The organism is Rhodopseudomonas sp. G2_2311 (assembly GCF_047501505.1).
GTDB classification, from domain to species: Bacteria; Pseudomonadota; Alphaproteobacteria; order Rhizobiales; family Xanthobacteraceae; genus Rhodopseudomonas; species Rhodopseudomonas palustris_H.
On record NZ_JAZDRK010000009.1, the window covers coordinates 132,007 to 149,528 of the forward strand.

Below are 17,522 nucleotides of genomic sequence, written 5' to 3' on the forward strand. Positions count from 1 at the left end.
ATTCGTTTCGTCGCGCGACCGGCCACGGCCGGGGTCGCCGTCAGTACTTTCTCACGGCCGCTGCCGCAACCCCTCGCTGCGAGTTGCGAACCGCAATCGAGGCCGATGGCAATTCGGCCGATCAGAGACCAATCGCGTTGATCATCTGATCCATGGTGCGTGACGGCTCGGCGCAGCCGGCCTCCCCCACCACCTTGGCCGGCACACCGGCGACGGTCATGTTGTGCGGCACCGACTTCAGCACCACCGACCCCGCGGCGATGCGCGCGCAGTGTCCGACTTCGATGTTGCCGAGAATCTTGGCGCCGGCGCCGATCATCACGCCGCGCCGGATCTTCGGATGGCGATCCTCGTGCTCCTTGCCGGTGCCGCCGAGCGTGACGCCGTGCAGGATCGAAACGTCGTCGTCGATCACTGCAGTCTCGCCGACCACAAGGCCGGTGGCATGATCGAGGAAGATGCCGCGGCCGATCTTCGCCGCCGGATTGATGTCGGTCTGAAACACCGCCGACGCCCGGCTCTGCAGATACAGCGCGAAATCCTTGCGTCCCTTGCCGAACAGCCAATGTGCCAGACGATGCGTCTGAATGGCGTGGAAGCCCTTGTAGTACAGCAGCGGATCGATGAAGCGCGACGTCGCCGGATCGCGATCGAACACCGCCACCATATCGGCACGAAACGCGTTGCCGATGTCCGGCTGATCGCGCAGGGCGTCTTCGTAAGTCTGGCGGATCAAATCACCGGACAGCGCCGCATGATCGAGCCTCTCGGCGACGCGATGCACCACCGCGTCTTCCAGGCGATCGTGATGCAGCACGCTCGCAAAGATGAACGAGGCCAGTTCGGGCTCGCGCCGAACGATGTCTTCGGCTTCGCTCCGCACCCGCTCCCAGATCGGATCGAGCGCCGTCACGTTCGCACTCTGCGGATTGATCTGATGCATCACCATGCCGGCTCTCTCGATCGGTCGTTCAGAACACTATACCACGCCAGCCGCGGCGCTGTCGCGGCGACTGTCGAAGCCGGCTCGGCACGTGCCAAGAATCGTTAAACCCTTGAAGCCAGCCGATATTCCGAGAGCCAGCGCCATCATAGCGAACCCCTCACCTTTTCAAAGTGGGCGGCTGCGGCGACGGAATCAAGGCCGGAGCGGCGGGGCGCCGTCACGGGCGCCGCGCCAGGAAATCCACCACGCCTTCCTTGTAAACCCTGTCGCCGACCGCGCGCATGTGGTCGCGGCGCGGGATATCCAGCACCTCCGAGCCCGGAATGATCTTGCCGAGCTCGTGCGCCGAGCCGGCGACGTCATCGTCGGTGCCGACCGCGATCAGCACCGGGACGGCGATCTGCGCGGCGTTCTCGCGGCTCATCAGTCCGCGCGATCCGCGCATACAGGCAGCGAGCGCTTTGCGATCGGAACGGGTCTGATCGGCGAAGGTGCGAAACGTGCGACCAACCGGATCGGTGACATCGTCCAGCGCGTCGGCCTCGAGCGCGCGCGCGACGTTCTCACCGGGACGTCCTTCGTTGCTGAGCAGCCCCATGCCGAGACCGCCGAGCACGAGCGAGCGGATCCGCTGCTCCTGCGAACGCGCAAGATTGGCGCCGATCCGCGCGCCCATCGAATAGCCCATGACGTCGGCGCGCGCGATGCCAAGATGATCCATCAGGGCCACCGCGTCGGAGGCCATCGCCTCGAGGGTGTAGTCGTTCGGATCGTACAGCTTGCTGGACTCGCCGTGACCGCGATTGTCGATCGCGATGACCCGGCGCCCGGCGCGCTTCAATTCCGACAGCCAGGACGGATACACCCAGTTGACGTTCTTGTTCGATGCGAAGCCGTGAATGAGCAAAATGGGCTCGCCCTCGCCTTCGTCGAGGTAAGCGATGTTGACTCCGGCGTGATCAAAGCTCGGCATCAGATATCCGTCGTTGATAGTGGGAATAAGCGTGGAGGGTTACTTCGTCAGGCCCGGCGAGCGGGCGCAGCCGAGCCACACGATCCGCCGCGTCGGCGAACCAGCATGGCCGCGGTCCGCGCAAGCGTAACGAACAGCATCGGACTTTATCATTCTTGCACCGCTCGCACTATGCCTCGGCCACAGCAGATGCCGCGCCGACGGACGGCTGCGGGTGTTTGATTGCGGCAAGCGCGCGTTTGGCCGCCTTACGTTTACGGCGATCGAGCCAGCGTTGCGTCAGCCGCTCGGTGCCGGCCTTCAGCGAGGTGACGAAGCCGATCAGCATCATCAGCGCACTGAAGATCCACGAGGCGAAATTCCACAGGCCGGTCGTGAGCAGCAAAGCGCCGCGCCCAAGCAGCTTGATGATCGCACGGGTCTGCCCACCTTTCGCTTCGGCAAGTTTCGCGGCGCGCGCCACATCCTTCGGATTTTCGGCAACCTTGAGCGCATCGAACGCGCCGCGCGTGCCGGCCTTCTCGCCGATCTTGCCGACATCCTTGGCGAACCGCATCAAACCGCCGGCTTTCTCGGTGCGGACTGCAGCCTTCACCGCATCGAGCGTCTGCGCCGGACGAAGCAGCGACGCATCAGCGACGGCACGTTGCAGCGCCGGCGCATCGACCACTTCGCGAGCCGAACGACCGGCCCATTTCGCAAGGCCCTCGCTGATACGTCCGACCTTGCGCGCATCCTTCACCAGGGTCAGCCCGGCCCGCGCCGGCGCCCCTGCGCCAACGCTGACATAAGTCGCAGCGGTCACTGCAATGCCCGCGGCCGCGAGCCCGAGCACCAGATGATCAGCAGCCTCCCCGGTCGCCAGATGTTTGCCCTCGCGGATCACGTCGCGGATATCGCCGAACACGAACAAATCGCCCGTGATCGTGCCGGACAGACCTACGAGATCGTCGGCCTGGCCGGTGACGAGACCGGTCGCGAACCGTGTCGCCACCTGCGCAGGGGCCCGATCCGCAGCGACCGCATCATCGACGCGCCATGTCAGTTCGTCAGGCAACGCGACCCGATGCGCGCCGGCCAGGTCGACCAGGCTGCGCGCGAGATCAGCATCACCTGCCGCGAGTGCAGCCTCGATCTGTAGCGGGATCAGGCCCTGATCCCGCCGCAAAGCCTCCGCGATCTGCAGATCCGACAAGGTCGCCGGATCATCCTGCGCGGCGATCAGTTTGGCACTGTACTGGGCGTGCGGCCATGCGGCGACCAGCGCCACAGCGCTGATTGCAAGGCAGAACTTCGCCACGCCGAGTTGTAGCCGCATCCGGTCCTCGTGTTTCTCCCTAGGAGATGGTGCGTCATCACTTCGACACAACCGATCAGACGAAAGGAGGGCTTCTCCCACACCACGGGATTGTGTCGAATTTCACCGGGCAATCTCTATCCGGCCGCTCTAGGAATCAGGCAGCGGCGCCGGTATGGTGCGCTGCACTGTTAGTTGCCCTCCGCTGTCAGCAAAGGTGAGCTGAATGTCCGACCACGTGGTTCCCCACTTCCAGAACGATGCCGGCGTTGCGACGATCGAAATCGGTTCGCGGGAATTTATGTGCGTCGGCGCCGCCCCTCCGTTCGATCATCCGCACGTGTTTCTCGACCTCGGTAACGACAACGAGATCATCTGCCCATATTGCTCGACGCTATATCGCTACGCGGCCGATCTGAAGCCGGGCGAAGCCCGTCCGCCGGAATGCGTGCTGAAGGACAAGGTCGCCTGATCGGACGCTGACCGCAACGTGGCGGTCTCCCGAACCATTATCGTCGCGGGAGCCGGAATTGGCGGCCTGACCGCCGCATTGGCGCTGGCCGCCAAAGGGTTCCGAGTCGTCGTACTGGAGCGTACCGAGCGCCTCGACGAAGTCGGCGCCGGTCTGCAGCTCTCTCCCAACGCCTCCCGAATTCTGGTCGAGCTCGGCCTGCGGCCGCGGCTCGATGCTTGCGCGGTGGGGCCCGACGCTGTCACCGCGATCAACGCCCGCTCCGGCCGGGCCATCGTCCGGATGCCGATCGGCGACGTCGCCGTCCGCAATGGCGCGCCCTACTGGGTGGTGCATCGCGCCGACCTGCAGGCCGCGCTGGCCGCCAAGGTCGCCGCCCACCCCTCGATCGACCTCCGGCTCGGCTGCGCCGTCGAAGACGTCGCGCCCCATGCCAACGGTGTCACCGTGTCGGCCGGCGGCAGTCAGGAACCGGCGCTGGCGCTGGTCGGGGCCGACGGCATCTGGTCGGCCGTCCGCGGGGTGGCATTTCCGAAGATCCATCCGCTGTTTTCCGGCCTGATCGCCTGGCGAGGCACGATTCCGGCCGAGGCGATGCCGGATGGGGAGAGACTGCGCGGAGTGCAGTTGTGGCTGGGGCCGGAGGCACATCTGGTGGTGTACCCGATCTCAGGTGGGCGCCGCATCAACCTGGTAGCGGTGGTCAATGGCTCATGGAACCAGCGCGGCTGGAGCGCGCGCGGCGAACCGACTGAGATTGTTGCGCGTTTCGCCCATTGGGCGGGGGCAGCCCGGGCACTGATCGGAACCGTCGAAAACTGGACGCGCTGGGCACTGTTCGCGATGCCGGACGGCGGGGTATGGAACCAGGGCCCGATCGCCATGCTGGGCGACGCCTCCCACGGCATGCTGCCATTCGCCGCCCAGGGCGCCGGCATGGCGATCGAGGACGCCGCCGTGCTGGCCGCTGGCCTCGCCGCCAACCATGGCGAGGGCCGCGGCGGCACCGCCGCGGAGGTTGCGACCACGCTGCAGCGCTACGCGGCGCTGCGCCGGCCCCGGGTCAAGCGAGTGCAGCAGCTCGCCCGGCAGAACGGCGTGATCTACCACCTGCCCGGCGCCGCGGCGATCGCCCGCGATGTCGCGATGCGGGCGCTCGGCCCGGACCGACTGCTGGCGCGTCAGAGCTGGATCTACGACTGGCGCTTCTGAGGGCGCCCACGAAACCGCCAACTCGTCTGCACGCCCTTCAGTGCGCGCCGCGTCCCGCCCGCTTCTGGGGAGCCGGCTCAGCCGCCGGCGGCTCCGGCGTCGGGGTGCAGCGGTTGTCCCGCCAGGTCTGTTCGGCGAGCCGGGATTGCGCCTTCACGTTGATGTAGTCGTTGCGGTAGGCGATCTCGGAGACCACCGGCCCGGCCGCTCCGGTCTGCGCCTTGCGCATCAGACCGTCGAGCTTGGCGAGCTGCGCATCGAGCGATTTGCGCTCCGCTTCGAGCTGCTTGCAATCGTACAACTCGTATCTGGCCGGATCGACGAACGCCTGTGACAGCGCGCTGTCGCCAATGCCCGCACAGCCGGACAGGCTGAGGGTGGCGATCGTGGCGACGGCAGCGGCACGGGCTGCGGCGAAGGCGGACGAGCGTTGCGATGTCATGGTGACCGGCTGTGTGAACCAGGTTGAGGTTTCGGTCAAATCAGGCTGTGATGACCGCAGTGTGGCCGCGGTGGCGCCCCGCAAACCTCTTTGTTTTCGCCGCGTTTTCGTCGCGCAAACGGTCTCCGCTTCGCCCCGGAAACGCCAACAGGACGCGACCGATGCAGAAGATCCTCCTCCCCTATGACGGCTCCGCCAATGCCGGCCGAGCGCTGGACTGGGTGATCGCCCTCGCCCACGACAACGTGCCGATCGAGCTGGTGCTGGTGTACGCCCATCCCGAGCCGGCGCTGTATGGCGAGATCGCGGTGTACGTCTCCAAGGAGAAGATGGAGGAGCTGCAGCGCGAGCACAGCGACGACATCCTGCAGCCGGCGATCGCCAAGCTAAACGCGGCGAACATCCCGTTCACCTCCGAGGTGCTCACCGGCGACACCGCGCAGCGCATCGTCAAGCGAGCCGAAGAGCTGAACTGTAGCGGCATCGTGATGGGCACCCGCGGCCGCAGCGCGATCGGCAATCTGGTACTCGGCTCGGTGGCCAACAAGGTCGTCCACCTGACCAAACTCCCTGTGACACTGGTGAAGTAACCGCACGGTCCGCCGCGCCTGGCTTGCCTTGCCAAACCGGCAGGTTTGGAACAGTGTCGCGCCGCAATATCGACCGGATTTTCCAAGGAGCGAGCGGTGTCGGGATTGAAGCAAATGCTGCGTGCACCCTGGGTGTGGCGGGCGCGGGCACGCGACCGCATCGTCGCGCAGCGCGACGTGCCGACGCTGGCCGTGGTGGCGATCTTCCGCGAAGAGGCGCCGTTCCTCGACGAATGGCTGCGCTTCCATGAGGCCGTCGGCGTCGGCCATTTCTACCTCTACAACAATTTCAGCACCGATCACTTCCGCGACGTGCTGGCGCCGTGGATCGCGCGCGGCCTGGTCACGCTGACCGATTGGCCGGTCGAGGTCGGGCAGCTGCCGGCGTATCGCCACTGCATCAAGCATCACATGCTGGACGCGAAGTGGATGGCGTTCATCGACATCGACGAGTTCCTGTTCTCGCCGGTCGCGGACAAGGTCACCGATGTACTCGGCCGGTTCGACGGCGCGCCCGCGGTCGGCGTGTTCTCGCCGTATTTCGGTTCGGCCGGTCACGAGCAGCGGCCGCCGGTGCCGATCAGCCGCGCCTTCACCAAGCGCTCGCCGCTGTCGAAGATTTCGGCCAAGACCATTGCCAACCCGCGCTGGATCCGCGCCATCCGCAACGTGCATCTCTACAAATACTGGCGGGGCGAAACCATCGACACCATGGGCCGGCCCTTCCAGGGCGATCGCCCGGTGCTCGATCTGCTCAGGCTCAATCACTACTGGTCGCGATCGCTGTCGGACCTGCAGACCAAGATCCAGCGCGGCGACGCCTCGACGCCGGTGCCGCGTGACAGCGACTGGCATTTCGCCGCCGAGAAAGACATGAACGCCGAAGACGACGCCTCGATCCTGCCGGTGCTGGATCGGGTGTTCGGTCAGGCGGAGGATGCGGCGAAGGCAGGCTGACGACGACACGCAACGAAGGCATCGCATGGCCGATTTGATCCGGCGCGGCACGCCCGCCGATGTCGATGCAATCACCGACCTGACGATGCGCGCCTACGCCAAATGGCTGGCGCTGATCGGCTACGAACCGCTGCCGATGCTCGCCGACTACGCGGTGGCGATCCGGGAGCATCGCTTCGACCTGCTGGAGGTCGATGGCGAGCTCGCCGCGCTGATCGAGACCGAACTGCGCGATAACGACCTGTTGATCGTCAACGTCGCGGTGTCCCCCGGCGCCCAGAAACGCGGCCACGGCCGCCGCCTGATGGCGCTCGCCGAACAGATCGCCACTGAGGCCGGCCGCACCACACTGCGGCTCTACACCAACGAACGCTTCGAAGAGAACATCCGGCTCTACGCCTCGCTCGGCTACGCCCACGAGCGGCTGGAAACCCGCGCGAACGGGGCGCGGGTGGTGCATATGGGGAAGCAGATGGGATCGTCGTTGACCACATCTGGTCCGTATGATCGCAGTGGTGACCGAGATCAGAGCTAAGCTCTATTGCGCAGCCAGGGCTGAGCCTCTTCATCGGCCCGCGCATCGCTGATCCCTGCTTCGAATTGCGATAATTCGGCTGCATCGCGCAGATCCAGCTTATTCTTCAGGACCGTCGTGCCGGGATAGCAGTAATCATCGGCCACGGCGTCATACATCGACGACTACGCTTTGCTGTACGCCTTGATGATCGCGTTGCGGCGTTCCTCCAGACTACGGGCCTCGCTTTTGGCCACAGCCTTACTACTCTTCATTTCGGGCGAGTACTCGATGCCTTCGACGGAGCTGAGCTTCCTGAATCGGTCGCTGCCGATCACGAAGCCACGCGCCTTGTTCGTTTTCAGCGATGTCTTTTTCGAAGCCATGGAGACAATCGTATCACAAATCGCCGGGGACCGCAGGCGGCATGGTGGCTTGGTGCAGGCGGCCGGGGTCGAACCGGCACAGACCTCTCGGTCCGAGGGATCAATCTGTTAGAAAGACCTTAGCGGCTCATTGGAACACGCTTTCGGGCCCGATGCGGCATAGAGCGCCTTGCTATAGCTCATTTTTCTTCCAATAATGGGCTATAGAAAGGAGTTCTATAGCTCATGCCTTGGAATTGGGAGGACCCGAACTGGCCCGTCTTTTCTTACGAAACCAAAGGGTTAGAGAAATTTGAAGGCGATTTTCTCTTGCGCTCCGGAGAGTTCATCGGAGCCTTTAAGCACGTCAGCCAGGATGAACAGACCAGCCTCCGGATCGACCTGATCAGTGAGGAAGCCCTCAAGACCTCAGAAATCGAAGGGGAGATCCTGAACCGCGATAGCGTGCAGTCCTCGCTTCGCTATCAGTTCGGCCTCGCGAAGGATCGGCCTGGCGTGCCAGCGGCTGAACGCGGCATCGCTGAGATGATGGCCGATCTCTATCGCAGGTTTGATGAGCCTCTCACCCATGAGACATTGTTCGAGTGGCACCAGATGCTGATGGCGGGAACGAAGTCGATTCCGATAGTGGGGGCCTATCGGACTCACGCCGACCCCATGCAGGTCGTGTCAGGCCCAATCGCACACCGCAAAGTCCACTTCAAAGCACCGCCGTCAGAGCGCGTGACGGAGGAGATGACGGCTTTCATCAACTGGTTCAACGAAACCGCTCCCGGTGGCTCCCAAGCGCTGCCAGCGCTCACACGCGCCGGCCTTGCTCACCTCTACTTTGTCAGCATTCACCCCTTTGAAGATGGCAACGGACGGATCGCGCGTGCCTTGGCTGAAAAATCACTGGCACAAAACCTCAAACAACCCACGCTCATCGCTCTCGCCTACACCATCCAACATAAACGGAAAGCCTACTACGACGCCTTGGAGCACAATAACAAGTCGACCGAAGTCACCGACTGGCTGGTCTATTTCGGGACCACGGTCCTTGAAGCTCAGGACAACACCAATAAGCGGGTCGAGTTCTCCCTTGCCAAGACCCGATTCTACGAGCGCTTGCGTGGCCAATTGAATGAAAGGCAAGAGAAGGCCATCGCCCGCATGTTCGAGGAAGGGATTGAAGGCTTCAAAGGCGGCCTCAGCGCGAAAAACTATATCACGATCACCAAGGCTACCCGCTCCACCGCCACACGTGATCTGCAAGACCTCGTTGCAAAGGAGGCTCTAACCCGAACGGGTGAACTGCGCTACACTCGCTATCATCTCAAGCTGGACTAATCGCCTCCCCCGACGAATCCAGACTTGTTATCGACGTTCATTCTCGGACTCGAGTGCTGGTGCGGGCGGCCGGGGTCGAACCGGCACAGCTCTTTCGAGCCGAGGGATTTGTCGTCTTCAGCAGGCTGCAAATATAGTCCGCATACAGCCTGACGCGTTGCCAACTAGATCGGAGACGCGAACAGCCGCCCTATTGCGGTAATAGAGCGTCTGGAGATGCGCCCGCCTCCTCCCCACGTTCGGGGCATCCTCCGGAGGGTCCCGAGCGGCGCGGTCGAATTTGCTGGAGGACAATATGACAGCGCTGACCACTACAAACTACTGCAACTAAGCCGGATTGAACTGTGCGACCTTGCAGCGTCGATCACAAAACGCCTGCCCGACTATCCCGACGGCTCCGAAGCCGCCGTAAACAACCGGATCACCCTGCGGAGTATCCGCAACGTGCTCGCGAGCCGCATCCCCGATCCGCTCTGACCGACAGAGGCCGTCCACACGAAAGGCCCCATCACATAGCGGACCATCTACTCTTGCCGAGAAACAGGTCCGCTATAATCGCACATTCGAAAACATAATGCGCGCTTCCAAATGTGATTTGACGGCATCATAGTTCTGCCCGGTAAGCGCAGCCGGTTGTCCAACTTCGTTCGCAAATCGTTGATGAATTCGAACGCGAGAGCGGGTCTTTGAATTCAATTTGGCAAACGCGACCTTGTCTGGCGTATCCAACCCTTTCCGCAAGGCCACAGGCAACGTTTCGAATACCGCGTGCTGAACTGCGATCAAAGGGCTTCGAGCACTTACAGTCCGGGCGACTTCAGCGACGCTTGCAATCAACAAATAGAACGTGCGACCGGCAAGCTTTAGTGCAAGGTCTCTCGCTCTCAAACACTTTCCAATTCGGCGCTCCGGAACATCAAGCGCTCTCTCGATGTCGCAGAACGGAGCGCCTCTTAGCCAAGCCCTGAAACCAGACTTTAGGCGTGCGAATTCCTCAGAACTGGCTGGACCTCCCGTCTTTTTTCCGCGCATAACATACAACGCCAACCCAACATCGTGGCCAAGCAGCGCTTCATAGCTTGTCCGATCGTCGTTGAGAAAATCGATCAGCCAGTCACACCATCCAACAATGGTTACCGGCCAAGCACCAAGCGTAGCCACCAGATTCGCTTCGATCGCCACCAAAGGAGCGTCCGGAAAGCCGCTTGACGCGGCGATCCCAGCCATTTCCTCGTTCAACGGGCGGCTTGAAGAAAGGACCGCTTGAAGGGCAGCCAATTTGGCATTAAACGCCGCTTCTGAATTGGCACGTCGAGAAAGAAAACCGCCGAACGAACGGCGCACAACTTGGATGGCGTCGTCGGTAGCTTGATCAGTCCCTTCAACAGGGCGAATCCGTGAGATGTAATAGCGAACCTCGGAGTCAGTGATGTTCCCGGCCTGAATTCTATCCAACAGAATTGTTGTTGGATCTTCAAGGCGGACACATTGATCATTTGGCGGCAAGACGGCAGCAAGCTTCTTTATAGCTGCCGCTTCTGGTCGGGACTGCTGAAATGCAGCGACGGGTTCCGGAATAAGAATGACAACGCCATTAGCGAGATGCCCTGCACGGCCCGCACGGCCTGCTGCGTTTAGGATTTCATGTGACTCTAAAGGCTCTCGGCCATCCTCTTCATGGCGTTTATCGCCCGCGAGAATGGCAAGCTGAGCGGGCAGATTCATTCCCTGCGCCAAAGTGGGCGTCGCGACCACGGCATTTGCACCATCTGTCCGACGATAGATCGCTTCGACCAACCGACGCTCCAGCGGGATCATGTCCCCGTTGTGAGGTAGCGCTGCGCTTCGAGGAGTGGCAAGCGAGTATTGTTCGCCGCCAAGTTCAACCTTAATGTCATCCCATAACGCCTCTTCTGCCGGAGGCAACGGGCCTAAGCCGGGAAGCCCATCGGCGATTTTCTTTGCCGTTGATGGCGCATGACTGGCTGTCTGAACGAAGACGATGGTCTTCAGCCCGGCTTGCACAGCCTGCAAGGCAAGTTGAGCCGCTACAGTATTTGCATTCGGCGTCGGGCGACCCGTCGTAGCGGAGAGAGCGAGCGGAACAGGACGATCTGACAGTTTGATTAGCCGCCGATCTACCTCGGTATTCGCGTTCCAGTTTTGGTGCAGGCCGAATAGTCCATACGGAATCGCTCCCATATCCGGTTGAACTCCCGGCATTCGCGACGACCGCACAATCTCTACAAGACGCGACCGCTCATAGACAACAACACCTCGCGCTCGTCGGCTTGGCTTCCAAGAATCGATAATCGCGTGGCAGGGCCGATCGGAAATCTCTGCAATCCATGAAGAAAATTCATCTGCGTTAGAGAGCATCGCTGAGAGAAGCAATAGATCAGCGGTTGGCGCTCTCTTGAGCACCTGCTGAAGACAAAGCATCGCGTCAAGACTACGTTTCCCGCCGCCTTGGGGGCTTAGTAAATGACATTCGTCAAAAACCACCAAGCCAACCCCTTCAAGTGATTCAGGTGCATGACTTAAAAGCGCTAAGCATCGCTCTGGTGTCATCACTTCGACGGACTGAAGTTGAGGCGTCTCAAGCAAACCCATCAAATCGCCATCAACAGAGACCTCAACATCGGCAAAACGCTCGGGGAATGTTGTGGCGAGGTCGTCACCAAGCTGGTCCACCAACGCAAGGGTGGGCACCAAGAACACTACCTTTTGGGATCGTGCCAAGGTAGCCGCGATCTTCAATTCCGAAAGCGTTGTCTTTCCAGCGCCAGTAGGCAGAACAAGAACCGCCGACTGTTGCTGATTGAGAAAGCCGGTAGCGATCGCTTCACGATGGTTTCGCCATAGTATGGGCTTCGTTCGCGCTCGATGCCTTATCCAATTTTGCCAGAACTCAGCGCTCGAACCTTGCGGAGGCTGAACATAGACAATGCCGGATCCTTCAAGCCCATCCGCAACGCCCCGCAATAGGCGCGCCAAGTGTCGCGGCCCCGAATAAAGCGAGGTCAACGGACGCATTCCGGGCAGATGGATAACGGAGGATGAGAGACGGACGACTTCCTCGAAGGCGGCTTGCGGTGTGTCGAATTGCTTGAATCCAAGCCGTGGAACGGTGCGATTCAAGAGTGTAGCGACGAGATGGACGACGCCCGCCCAGCACAGGCCGTACAGCGCGCTCGGCACGACTATCTCTGGCGGCCCGTCAAATGATGTCCCGAGACGTTGTAGCCGATCCGCACGCTGCAAGATCGCCTCAAAGCGCTCAGCCGCAAGATCGTGGATCGTCTCTATGAGAATCTGCTCAACGGAAGCATCTGAGCCTCTCCTTTGCAGTGGGCGCGCCGCTTCGCGTGCATCCGCATTCTGCTCGGCAATCAGGAACAGCAACGGTGCTGCGACTAGCGGATGAACCGCGCTCGCCGTTAGCCAGTCTTCGCCTACCTCATACATCCCGCCCATAACGCGCCCAAGTATCTGATGCGCGGTTCCAGCAACGAATGCCGCAGCCTGACGAGAACGACCTGCTGCCCCAGAGTCCACCAAAGCTTCGTAGATAGTCGCCAGTCGCTTTACGCGCTCCATAACAACGAGACGTTCGGGCTGCGCCTCCAACTGATCAGAGCGTAACCTCAGGGCGGTCAGTTCTGCATAGATACTCGTGAGTTCTTGTGGAAGTGTTTGAGGGTCTACGCCCCGTAACGATGGCGCCTCCCGGATCAAACTGGCCGTTTTTGCATCAAACATGGCCCGCCTCGATTTTTGACCAAACTTTCTGCGCGAAGGCTTCAAACCACGCTCTTATGTCGACAAGAGGAAACGTATCTCCAAGTCTATCATCGATAAGCGGGGTAAGCTGGGCATATGTCTCGAACAGTGAAACGCACTGAGATTGACTGTACGGCGGCGGAGCTACTGTCAGAGCTGCACGGAACGATAGTGGTCGGTCATTCAGGAGGCTATCGTAGATCTCGTTAAGCTCTGCCTCGCTCAAATTGAAGCGACTAAGCAAACCAATTACTGCCTGAAGTAGTTCACTGTCACGCTCTCCATTCATCCATTTGCGAAAACCAGGAAGAACCTGAGATAGAAATATCTGCCGCGCATTCTCGGAACATTTTTGTTCGTGAATGGTTGCGCGCTGGACTCGACGTAAAGCCGGATCGAATGAAACCTTTATTGTGTCGAGGCCTTGCTTCGTCGAAGAAAGATGTGGCTCAGATACCGCCTCGTTTGCGGTTGCTGTCATTTCGGCAACAATCCAACAAATGATCTCGAACAAAAGTCCATCGCGGTGATAGATGAGCTTTTCGTTTGTGGTGAGCAGACGCGACCGCAATCGTTCTTTCTGTTCGACAGACGTCGGCACGGGTTGAGGGGTAGCTTGCACACTCCGAAGCACAAACGCTGCTATTCTGTCTCTACCGACCAACACGAGCGCGACCAAAGCTGCCAACAGATTCTCGTCAGCTAGCGACCACTGTGTTCCCCTACACTCTGGATCAGCTGGAAAATCTTGGATCGCGATCGGCATGTTTCGAATTGATGTGTTTAAGAATAAGCCGCAACAGCACTGCGGAATTGGTGCGGGCGGCCGGAATCGAACCGGCACAGGCCTTTCGGCCCGAGGGATTTTCATACCGACTACGGCTTTCGCCGCCGTGCCTTGCGCCGTTCGGCGTTGAAGGCACGTTCGTGGTCTGGACTATACCTTCACCGTAGCGCGTTCGCGCCTTAGGTGCTGCCCGTCTAGTCTCTACACCTTCCACCGGCATGTTCATGCCGGGGCTTGGCTCGGGATTGCCTGTGACCGGTTTCCCCGAGTTTGAGCAGTTCTGCTCCCCTCGTTTCCAAGGGGGCACTCAAGCGTTCAAGTCCCTTGCGTCTACCAATTCCGCCACGCCCGCACTGATTCCAATCTACCAGCCGCCGCGTTGGGCGCAAATGGTTATCCTGAAGCATGTGAATTCTTGCGACTGCAAGAGGCTTTTTTGGCGCGGCGGCCCCATCGCGTTCAGGCTTTACCTTTGGCCGCCGCACATTGATGACCGAGGCGTCGACCATATTCTTGATGTGCGAGGCATAGAATTCCTCGATCATCTTCACGCTGGTGCGGCAGTTCTTGGCGATCTGGTAGACGTCGGCGCCTTCCATCAGCCTCATGCAGATATAGGTTTGACGGAAGCTTTAGAAGGTGCGGCGCTGCCCTTCTCGGTCGAACTTCAGCTTCTGCTCGTCGAGGATGGCGTTGAACAATTCGCTATGGGAAGCAGGGAAGACCAGATCGGTTTGCGCCGGGCTACGCCGCTTCCTGATGCGCTCGAACGGAAACAGTGCGCCGGGTACGCTCTTGCAGAAGCCGACGCCCTTCTTCCCGCGCACATCGATTTCAAGGATCGTCTCGCGGCTGCCTGCGCCACGCCCGCATCCCGGACCGCGAGGCCGCCGAAAACTGGCGGCTGCGGCGGTGGCTGTCCGGCTCGGCGGCCGTGACCTTGCCAAGTTCCGCGCCAGTGCGCCGCATTCATAATCGACCCTGCGGCGCAACGCAAAGCGGGGTTGCAGCGAAGCTGCGGCTTCGCCGTTCGCCCGCTTTGACATCGCCCCGCATTGTCGGCTGGAATACGCACGGCGCCTGCGGCGTCGGGCGCGGTGGTCTCTCTCAAGCCGATGCCGATTCCGCTCTCCCTCTGCCCTGCCCCGCTGTTGCCCGTTCCTTGCATGCAGGCCGCCCGAGACGTCCCATAGAGCCCGCCACAGCCGAGGTGACCCGCGCATGCCGACCATCGACCGTATCGACGCCTTCGCCGACGAACTGACCGCGATCCGCCGCGACCTCCACGCCAATCCCGAGATCGGCTTCGAAGAGGTGCGGACCTCGGGCATCGTCGCCGAGAAGCTCGGCCAATGGGGCATCGAGGTGCATCGCGGCATCGGCGGCACCGGCGTCGTCGGCGTGCTGAAGGGCAAGGGCGAAGGCAGCCGCCGCATCGGCCTGCGCGCCGACATGGACGCACTGCCGATGGACGAAGCCACCAACCTGCCGTGGCGCTCGACCATCCCCGGCCGCTTCCACGGCTGCGGCCACGACGCCCACACCACCATGCTGCTCGGCACCGCGCGCTATCTGGCCGAGACCCGCAATTTCGACGGCACCGTGCACTTCATCTTCCAGCCCGCCGAGGAAGGACTCGGCGGCGCGCGCGCGATGCTGAAGGACGGCCTGTTCGAGAAATTTCCGTGCGACGAAGTGTACGGCCTGCACAACGCGCCGGACCTCGGCCATGGCGAGATCGCGATCCGGCCCGGCCCGGCGATGGCCGGCGCCGATTTCTTCGACATCACCATCTCGGGCTACGGCGCCCACGGCGCGATGCCAGAGCGCTCCAAGGACCCGGTGGTGATCGCGATGACGCTCGGCCAGGCGCTGCAGACCATCGTCAGCCGCAATGTCGATCCGCTGCAGTCGGCGGTGCTGTCGATCACCCAGATCCATTCCGGCTCGGCCTATAACGTGATCCCCGGCGAAGCGCGGCTCGCCGGCACGGTGCGGGCGTTCTCCGACGAGATCCGCAACCTGATCCGGACCCGGATGCGCGCGGTCGCGGCCGGCATTGCGGCGGCGTTCGAGGTCGACATCAAGGTCGACATCCGCGACATCTTCAGCGTGCTGGTGAACGCGCCCGAGCACAGCGAGCGCGTCGCCGAGGTGGCGCGCAGCATCGTCGGCGACGCCAACGTGAAGACCCGCGAAACGCCGAAGATGGGCAGCGAGGATTTCGCCGATATGCTGCAGGCGGTGCCCGGCGCATATTTCTGGATCGGCCACGACGGCAACGTGCCGCTGCATAACCCGGGCTTCGTGCTCGACGACAAGATCCTGCCGGTCGGCGCCAGCATGTTCGCCCGGCTGATCGAAACCCGGCTGCCGGTCGGCGGCCACGACGGAGCTACGCATGTCTGACGGCCTCGCCACCACCGCCACCGCGCTACATGACCTCTCGGCCACCGAACTGCTCGCCGGCTATTACGGCAAGCAGTTCTCGCCGAGCGAGGTGATGGAAGCGGTGATCGCCCAGGCGACGCGCTGGGAGCCGCATATCAATGCGCTGTACGGATTCGATCCCGACACCGCGCGCAAGGCGGCGCAAGCCTCGACCGCACGCTGGGCCAAGGGCGAGCCGCTCGGCCTGCTCGACGGCGTGCCGGTGACAATCAAGGAGAACGTCGCCACCGAGGGCGTGCCGGTGCCGCTCGGCGTACCGATCACGCCGCTGACGCCGGCCGCGGCCGATGCGCCGCCCGCCGCACGGCTGCGCGAAGCCGGCGGCATTCTGTGGAGCAAGACGACGATGCCGGATTTCGGCATGCTGTCGTCGGGCCTGTCGAGCTTCCACGGCGTCACCCGCAATCCGTGGGACGTGTCGCAGAACACCGGCGGCTCCTCCGCCGGCGCCGGCGCTGCGGGCGCGGCCGGCTACGGGCCGCTGCATCTCGGCACAGATATCGGCGGCTCGGTGCGGCTGCCGGCGGCGTGGTGCGGCATCTTCGCGTTGAAGCCGAGCCTCGGCCGCGTGCCGATCGATCCGCCCTATGTCGGCCGCTGCGCCGGGCCGATGACGCGCACCGTTGACGACGCCGCGCTGATGATGAGCGTGCTGTCGCAGCCCGACGGCCGCGACGGCATGAGCCTGCCGCCGCACGATTTCGATTGGAGCGATCTCGACACCACGCTGCGCGGCAAGACCATCGGCCTGCTCACCGATCTCGGCTTCGGCATGGAGCTGGAAGACGAGGTACGCGACATCGTCACGCAGGCGGCGCGCACGTTCGAGGCGCAGGGCGCGATTATCAAGCCGGTCGAACTCGGCTTCACCCGCGAGATGATGGACGGGCTCGACAATTTCTGGCGGGCGCGGATGTGGAGCGATCTGGCGCTGTTCTCCGACGAGCAGCGCGCACGCGTGCTGCCCTACATCGTGCGCTGGGCCGAGCCCGGCGCGCGGCTGAGCGGCGTCGACGTGGTGCGCGGCTTCAACCAGACCATGGCGGTGCGCGCGCTCGGCGCCAAGTTGTTCGCCGGCATCGACTATCTGATCTCGCCGGTGGCGCCGGTGGTGAGCTTCGCCGTCGATGTCGCCTCGCCCTGGAATGATCCGGACCGGCCGTTCGATCACATCCTCTATACCGTGCCCTGGAATATGGCGGAGAATCCGGCCGCTTCGATCAACGGCGGCTACAGCGCCAAGGGCTTTCCGATCGGCGTGCAGATCGTCGGCAAGCGTTTCGACGATCTCGGCGTGCTGCGCACGGCCAAGGCATTCGAAGGCCTGCGCGGCGAACAGAAGCCGTGGCCGGTCGTGCCGCACTAAAGTACGCGGCGTCCCAA

Annotated in this window: 18 protein-coding genes; 10 read left to right on the forward strand and 8 right to left on the reverse strand. The window is 62.3% G+C overall.

Going from position 1 to position 17,522, the window contains the following annotated elements; all coding sequences use genetic code 11:
• Nucleotides 1-121: 121 nt before the first annotated feature.
• The 3 genes from cysE to VRZ08_RS14230 all read right to left on the reverse strand — a co-directional run bounded on the left by cysE (nucleotide 122) and on the right by VRZ08_RS14230 (nucleotide 3,237).
• Complete coding sequence (gene cysE / locus VRZ08_RS14220) at nucleotides 122-949, reverse strand: serine O-acetyltransferase (protein WP_107345219.1); 828 nt, start codon at nucleotides 947-949, stop codon at nucleotides 122-124.
• Nucleotides 950-1,163: 214 nt separating this feature from the next.
• Nucleotides 1,164-1,919 carry an alpha/beta fold hydrolase gene (locus tag VRZ08_RS14225; RefSeq protein WP_264052791.1) on the reverse strand — a complete coding sequence of 252 codons (756 nt, stop codon included), beginning with the start codon at nucleotides 1,917-1,919 and terminating at the stop codon, nucleotides 1,164-1,166.
• Between the two features lie 169 nt (nucleotides 1,920-2,088).
• The gene (locus VRZ08_RS14230; protein WP_414532942.1) at nucleotides 2,089-3,237 is read right to left on the reverse strand and encodes a hypothetical protein; all 1,149 of its coding nucleotides are present in this window, start codon (nucleotides 3,235-3,237) and stop codon (nucleotides 2,089-2,091) included.
• A 205-nt stretch (nucleotides 3,238-3,442) separates the two neighbouring features.
• Between VRZ08_RS14230 and VRZ08_RS14235 the strand changes: the two genes are divergently transcribed.
• Complete coding sequence (locus VRZ08_RS14235; RefSeq protein ID WP_011158974.1) at nucleotides 3,443-3,688, forward strand: zinc-finger domain-containing protein; 246 nt, start codon at nucleotides 3,443-3,445, stop codon at nucleotides 3,686-3,688.
• A gap of 18 nt (nucleotides 3,689-3,706) precedes the next feature.
• A complete protein-coding gene (locus tag VRZ08_RS14240; protein WP_414532943.1) occupies nucleotides 3,707-4,900 on the forward strand; it encodes an FAD-dependent monooxygenase in 1,194 nt (397 codons plus the stop codon).
• Nucleotides 4,901-4,937: 37 nt separating this feature from the next.
• On the opposite strand, the gene VRZ08_RS14245 is transcribed toward VRZ08_RS14240, so the two are convergent.
• Complete coding sequence (locus tag VRZ08_RS14245; RefSeq protein ID WP_414532944.1) at nucleotides 4,938-5,342, reverse strand: twin-arginine translocation pathway signal; 405 nt, start codon at nucleotides 5,340-5,342, stop codon at nucleotides 4,938-4,940.
• Nucleotides 5,343-5,503: 161 nt separating this feature from the next.
• Between VRZ08_RS14245 and VRZ08_RS14250 the strand changes: the two genes are divergently transcribed.
• The 3 genes from VRZ08_RS14250 (at nucleotide 5,504) to VRZ08_RS14260 (ending at nucleotide 7,424) form a co-directional block, all read left to right on the forward strand.
• Nucleotides 5,504-5,932 carry a universal stress protein gene (locus VRZ08_RS14250; RefSeq protein WP_164635695.1) on the forward strand — a complete coding sequence of 143 codons (429 nt, stop codon included), beginning with the start codon at nucleotides 5,504-5,506 and terminating at the stop codon, nucleotides 5,930-5,932.
• Between the two features lie 114 nt (nucleotides 5,933-6,046).
• Nucleotides 6,047-6,889, forward strand: coding sequence for a glycosyltransferase family 92 protein (locus tag VRZ08_RS14255; RefSeq protein WP_234832278.1), 843 nt, complete (start codon nucleotides 6,047-6,049; stop codon nucleotides 6,887-6,889).
• Between the two features lie 25 nt (nucleotides 6,890-6,914).
• The gene (locus VRZ08_RS14260) at nucleotides 6,915-7,424 is read left to right on the forward strand and encodes a GNAT family N-acetyltransferase (protein WP_414532945.1); all 510 of its coding nucleotides are present in this window, start codon (nucleotides 6,915-6,917) and stop codon (nucleotides 7,422-7,424) included.
• On the opposite strand, the gene VRZ08_RS14265 is transcribed toward VRZ08_RS14260, so the two are convergent.
• Together VRZ08_RS14265 and VRZ08_RS14270 are read right to left on the reverse strand one after the other, a co-directional pair.
• On the reverse strand, nucleotides 7,421-7,582 hold the full coding sequence (locus VRZ08_RS14265; RefSeq protein WP_414532946.1) for a hypothetical protein: 162 nt from the start codon (nucleotides 7,580-7,582) through the stop codon (nucleotides 7,421-7,423). The two genes, VRZ08_RS14260 and VRZ08_RS14265, sit on opposite strands and share 4 nt — an antisense overlap.
• A 6-nt stretch (nucleotides 7,583-7,588) precedes the next feature.
• Nucleotides 7,589-7,789 (reverse strand): hypothetical protein, encoded by a 201-nt coding sequence (locus tag VRZ08_RS14270; protein WP_414532947.1) that lies wholly within the window; start codon nucleotides 7,787-7,789, stop codon nucleotides 7,589-7,591.
• Nucleotides 7,790-8,014: 225 nt separating this feature from the next.
• Here VRZ08_RS14270 and VRZ08_RS14275 point away from each other — a divergent pair, with 225 nt between their 5' ends.
• Together VRZ08_RS14275 and VRZ08_RS14280 are read left to right on the forward strand one after the other, a co-directional pair.
• Nucleotides 8,015-9,118 (forward strand): Fic family protein, encoded by a 1,104-nt coding sequence (locus VRZ08_RS14275; protein WP_414532948.1) that lies wholly within the window; start codon nucleotides 8,015-8,017, stop codon nucleotides 9,116-9,118.
• A gap of 216 nt (nucleotides 9,119-9,334) precedes the next feature.
• The gene (locus VRZ08_RS14280) at nucleotides 9,335-9,595 is read left to right on the forward strand and encodes a hypothetical protein (protein ID WP_414532949.1); all 261 of its coding nucleotides are present in this window, start codon (nucleotides 9,335-9,337) and stop codon (nucleotides 9,593-9,595) included.
• 72 nt (nucleotides 9,596-9,667) lie between these two features.
• Here VRZ08_RS14280 and VRZ08_RS14285 read toward each other — a convergent pair whose 3' ends face one another.
• Together VRZ08_RS14285 and VRZ08_RS14290 are read right to left on the reverse strand one after the other, a co-directional pair.
• The gene (locus VRZ08_RS14285) at nucleotides 9,668-12,880 is read right to left on the reverse strand and encodes a DEAD/DEAH box helicase (protein WP_414532950.1); all 3,213 of its coding nucleotides are present in this window, start codon (nucleotides 12,878-12,880) and stop codon (nucleotides 9,668-9,670) included.
• Nucleotides 12,873-13,667, reverse strand: coding sequence for a hypothetical protein (locus VRZ08_RS14290; protein WP_414532951.1), 795 nt, complete (start codon nucleotides 13,665-13,667; stop codon nucleotides 12,873-12,875). The genes VRZ08_RS14285 and VRZ08_RS14290 overlap by 8 nt, the downstream gene beginning before the upstream one ends.
• A 272-nt stretch (nucleotides 13,668-13,939) precedes the next feature.
• Between VRZ08_RS14290 and VRZ08_RS14295 the strand changes: the two genes are divergently transcribed.
• The 3 genes from VRZ08_RS14295 to VRZ08_RS14305 all read left to right on the forward strand — a co-directional run bounded on the left by VRZ08_RS14295 (nucleotide 13,940) and on the right by VRZ08_RS14305 (nucleotide 17,505).
• Nucleotides 13,940-14,626, forward strand: coding sequence for a hypothetical protein (locus tag VRZ08_RS14295; RefSeq protein WP_414532952.1), 687 nt, complete (start codon nucleotides 13,940-13,942; stop codon nucleotides 14,624-14,626).
• A 283-nt stretch (nucleotides 14,627-14,909) separates the two neighbouring features.
• Nucleotides 14,910-16,097 (forward strand): M20 aminoacylase family protein, encoded by a 1,188-nt coding sequence (locus VRZ08_RS14300; RefSeq protein WP_414532953.1) that lies wholly within the window; start codon nucleotides 14,910-14,912, stop codon nucleotides 16,095-16,097.
• Nucleotides 16,090-17,505: an amidase gene (locus tag VRZ08_RS14305; protein ID WP_414532954.1), complete on the forward strand. Its 1,416-nt coding sequence runs from the start codon at nucleotides 16,090-16,092 to the stop codon at nucleotides 17,503-17,505. Before VRZ08_RS14300 ends, VRZ08_RS14305 begins: the two co-directional genes overlap by 8 nt.
• The last annotated feature ends 17 nt before the right edge of the window (nucleotides 17,506-17,522 follow it).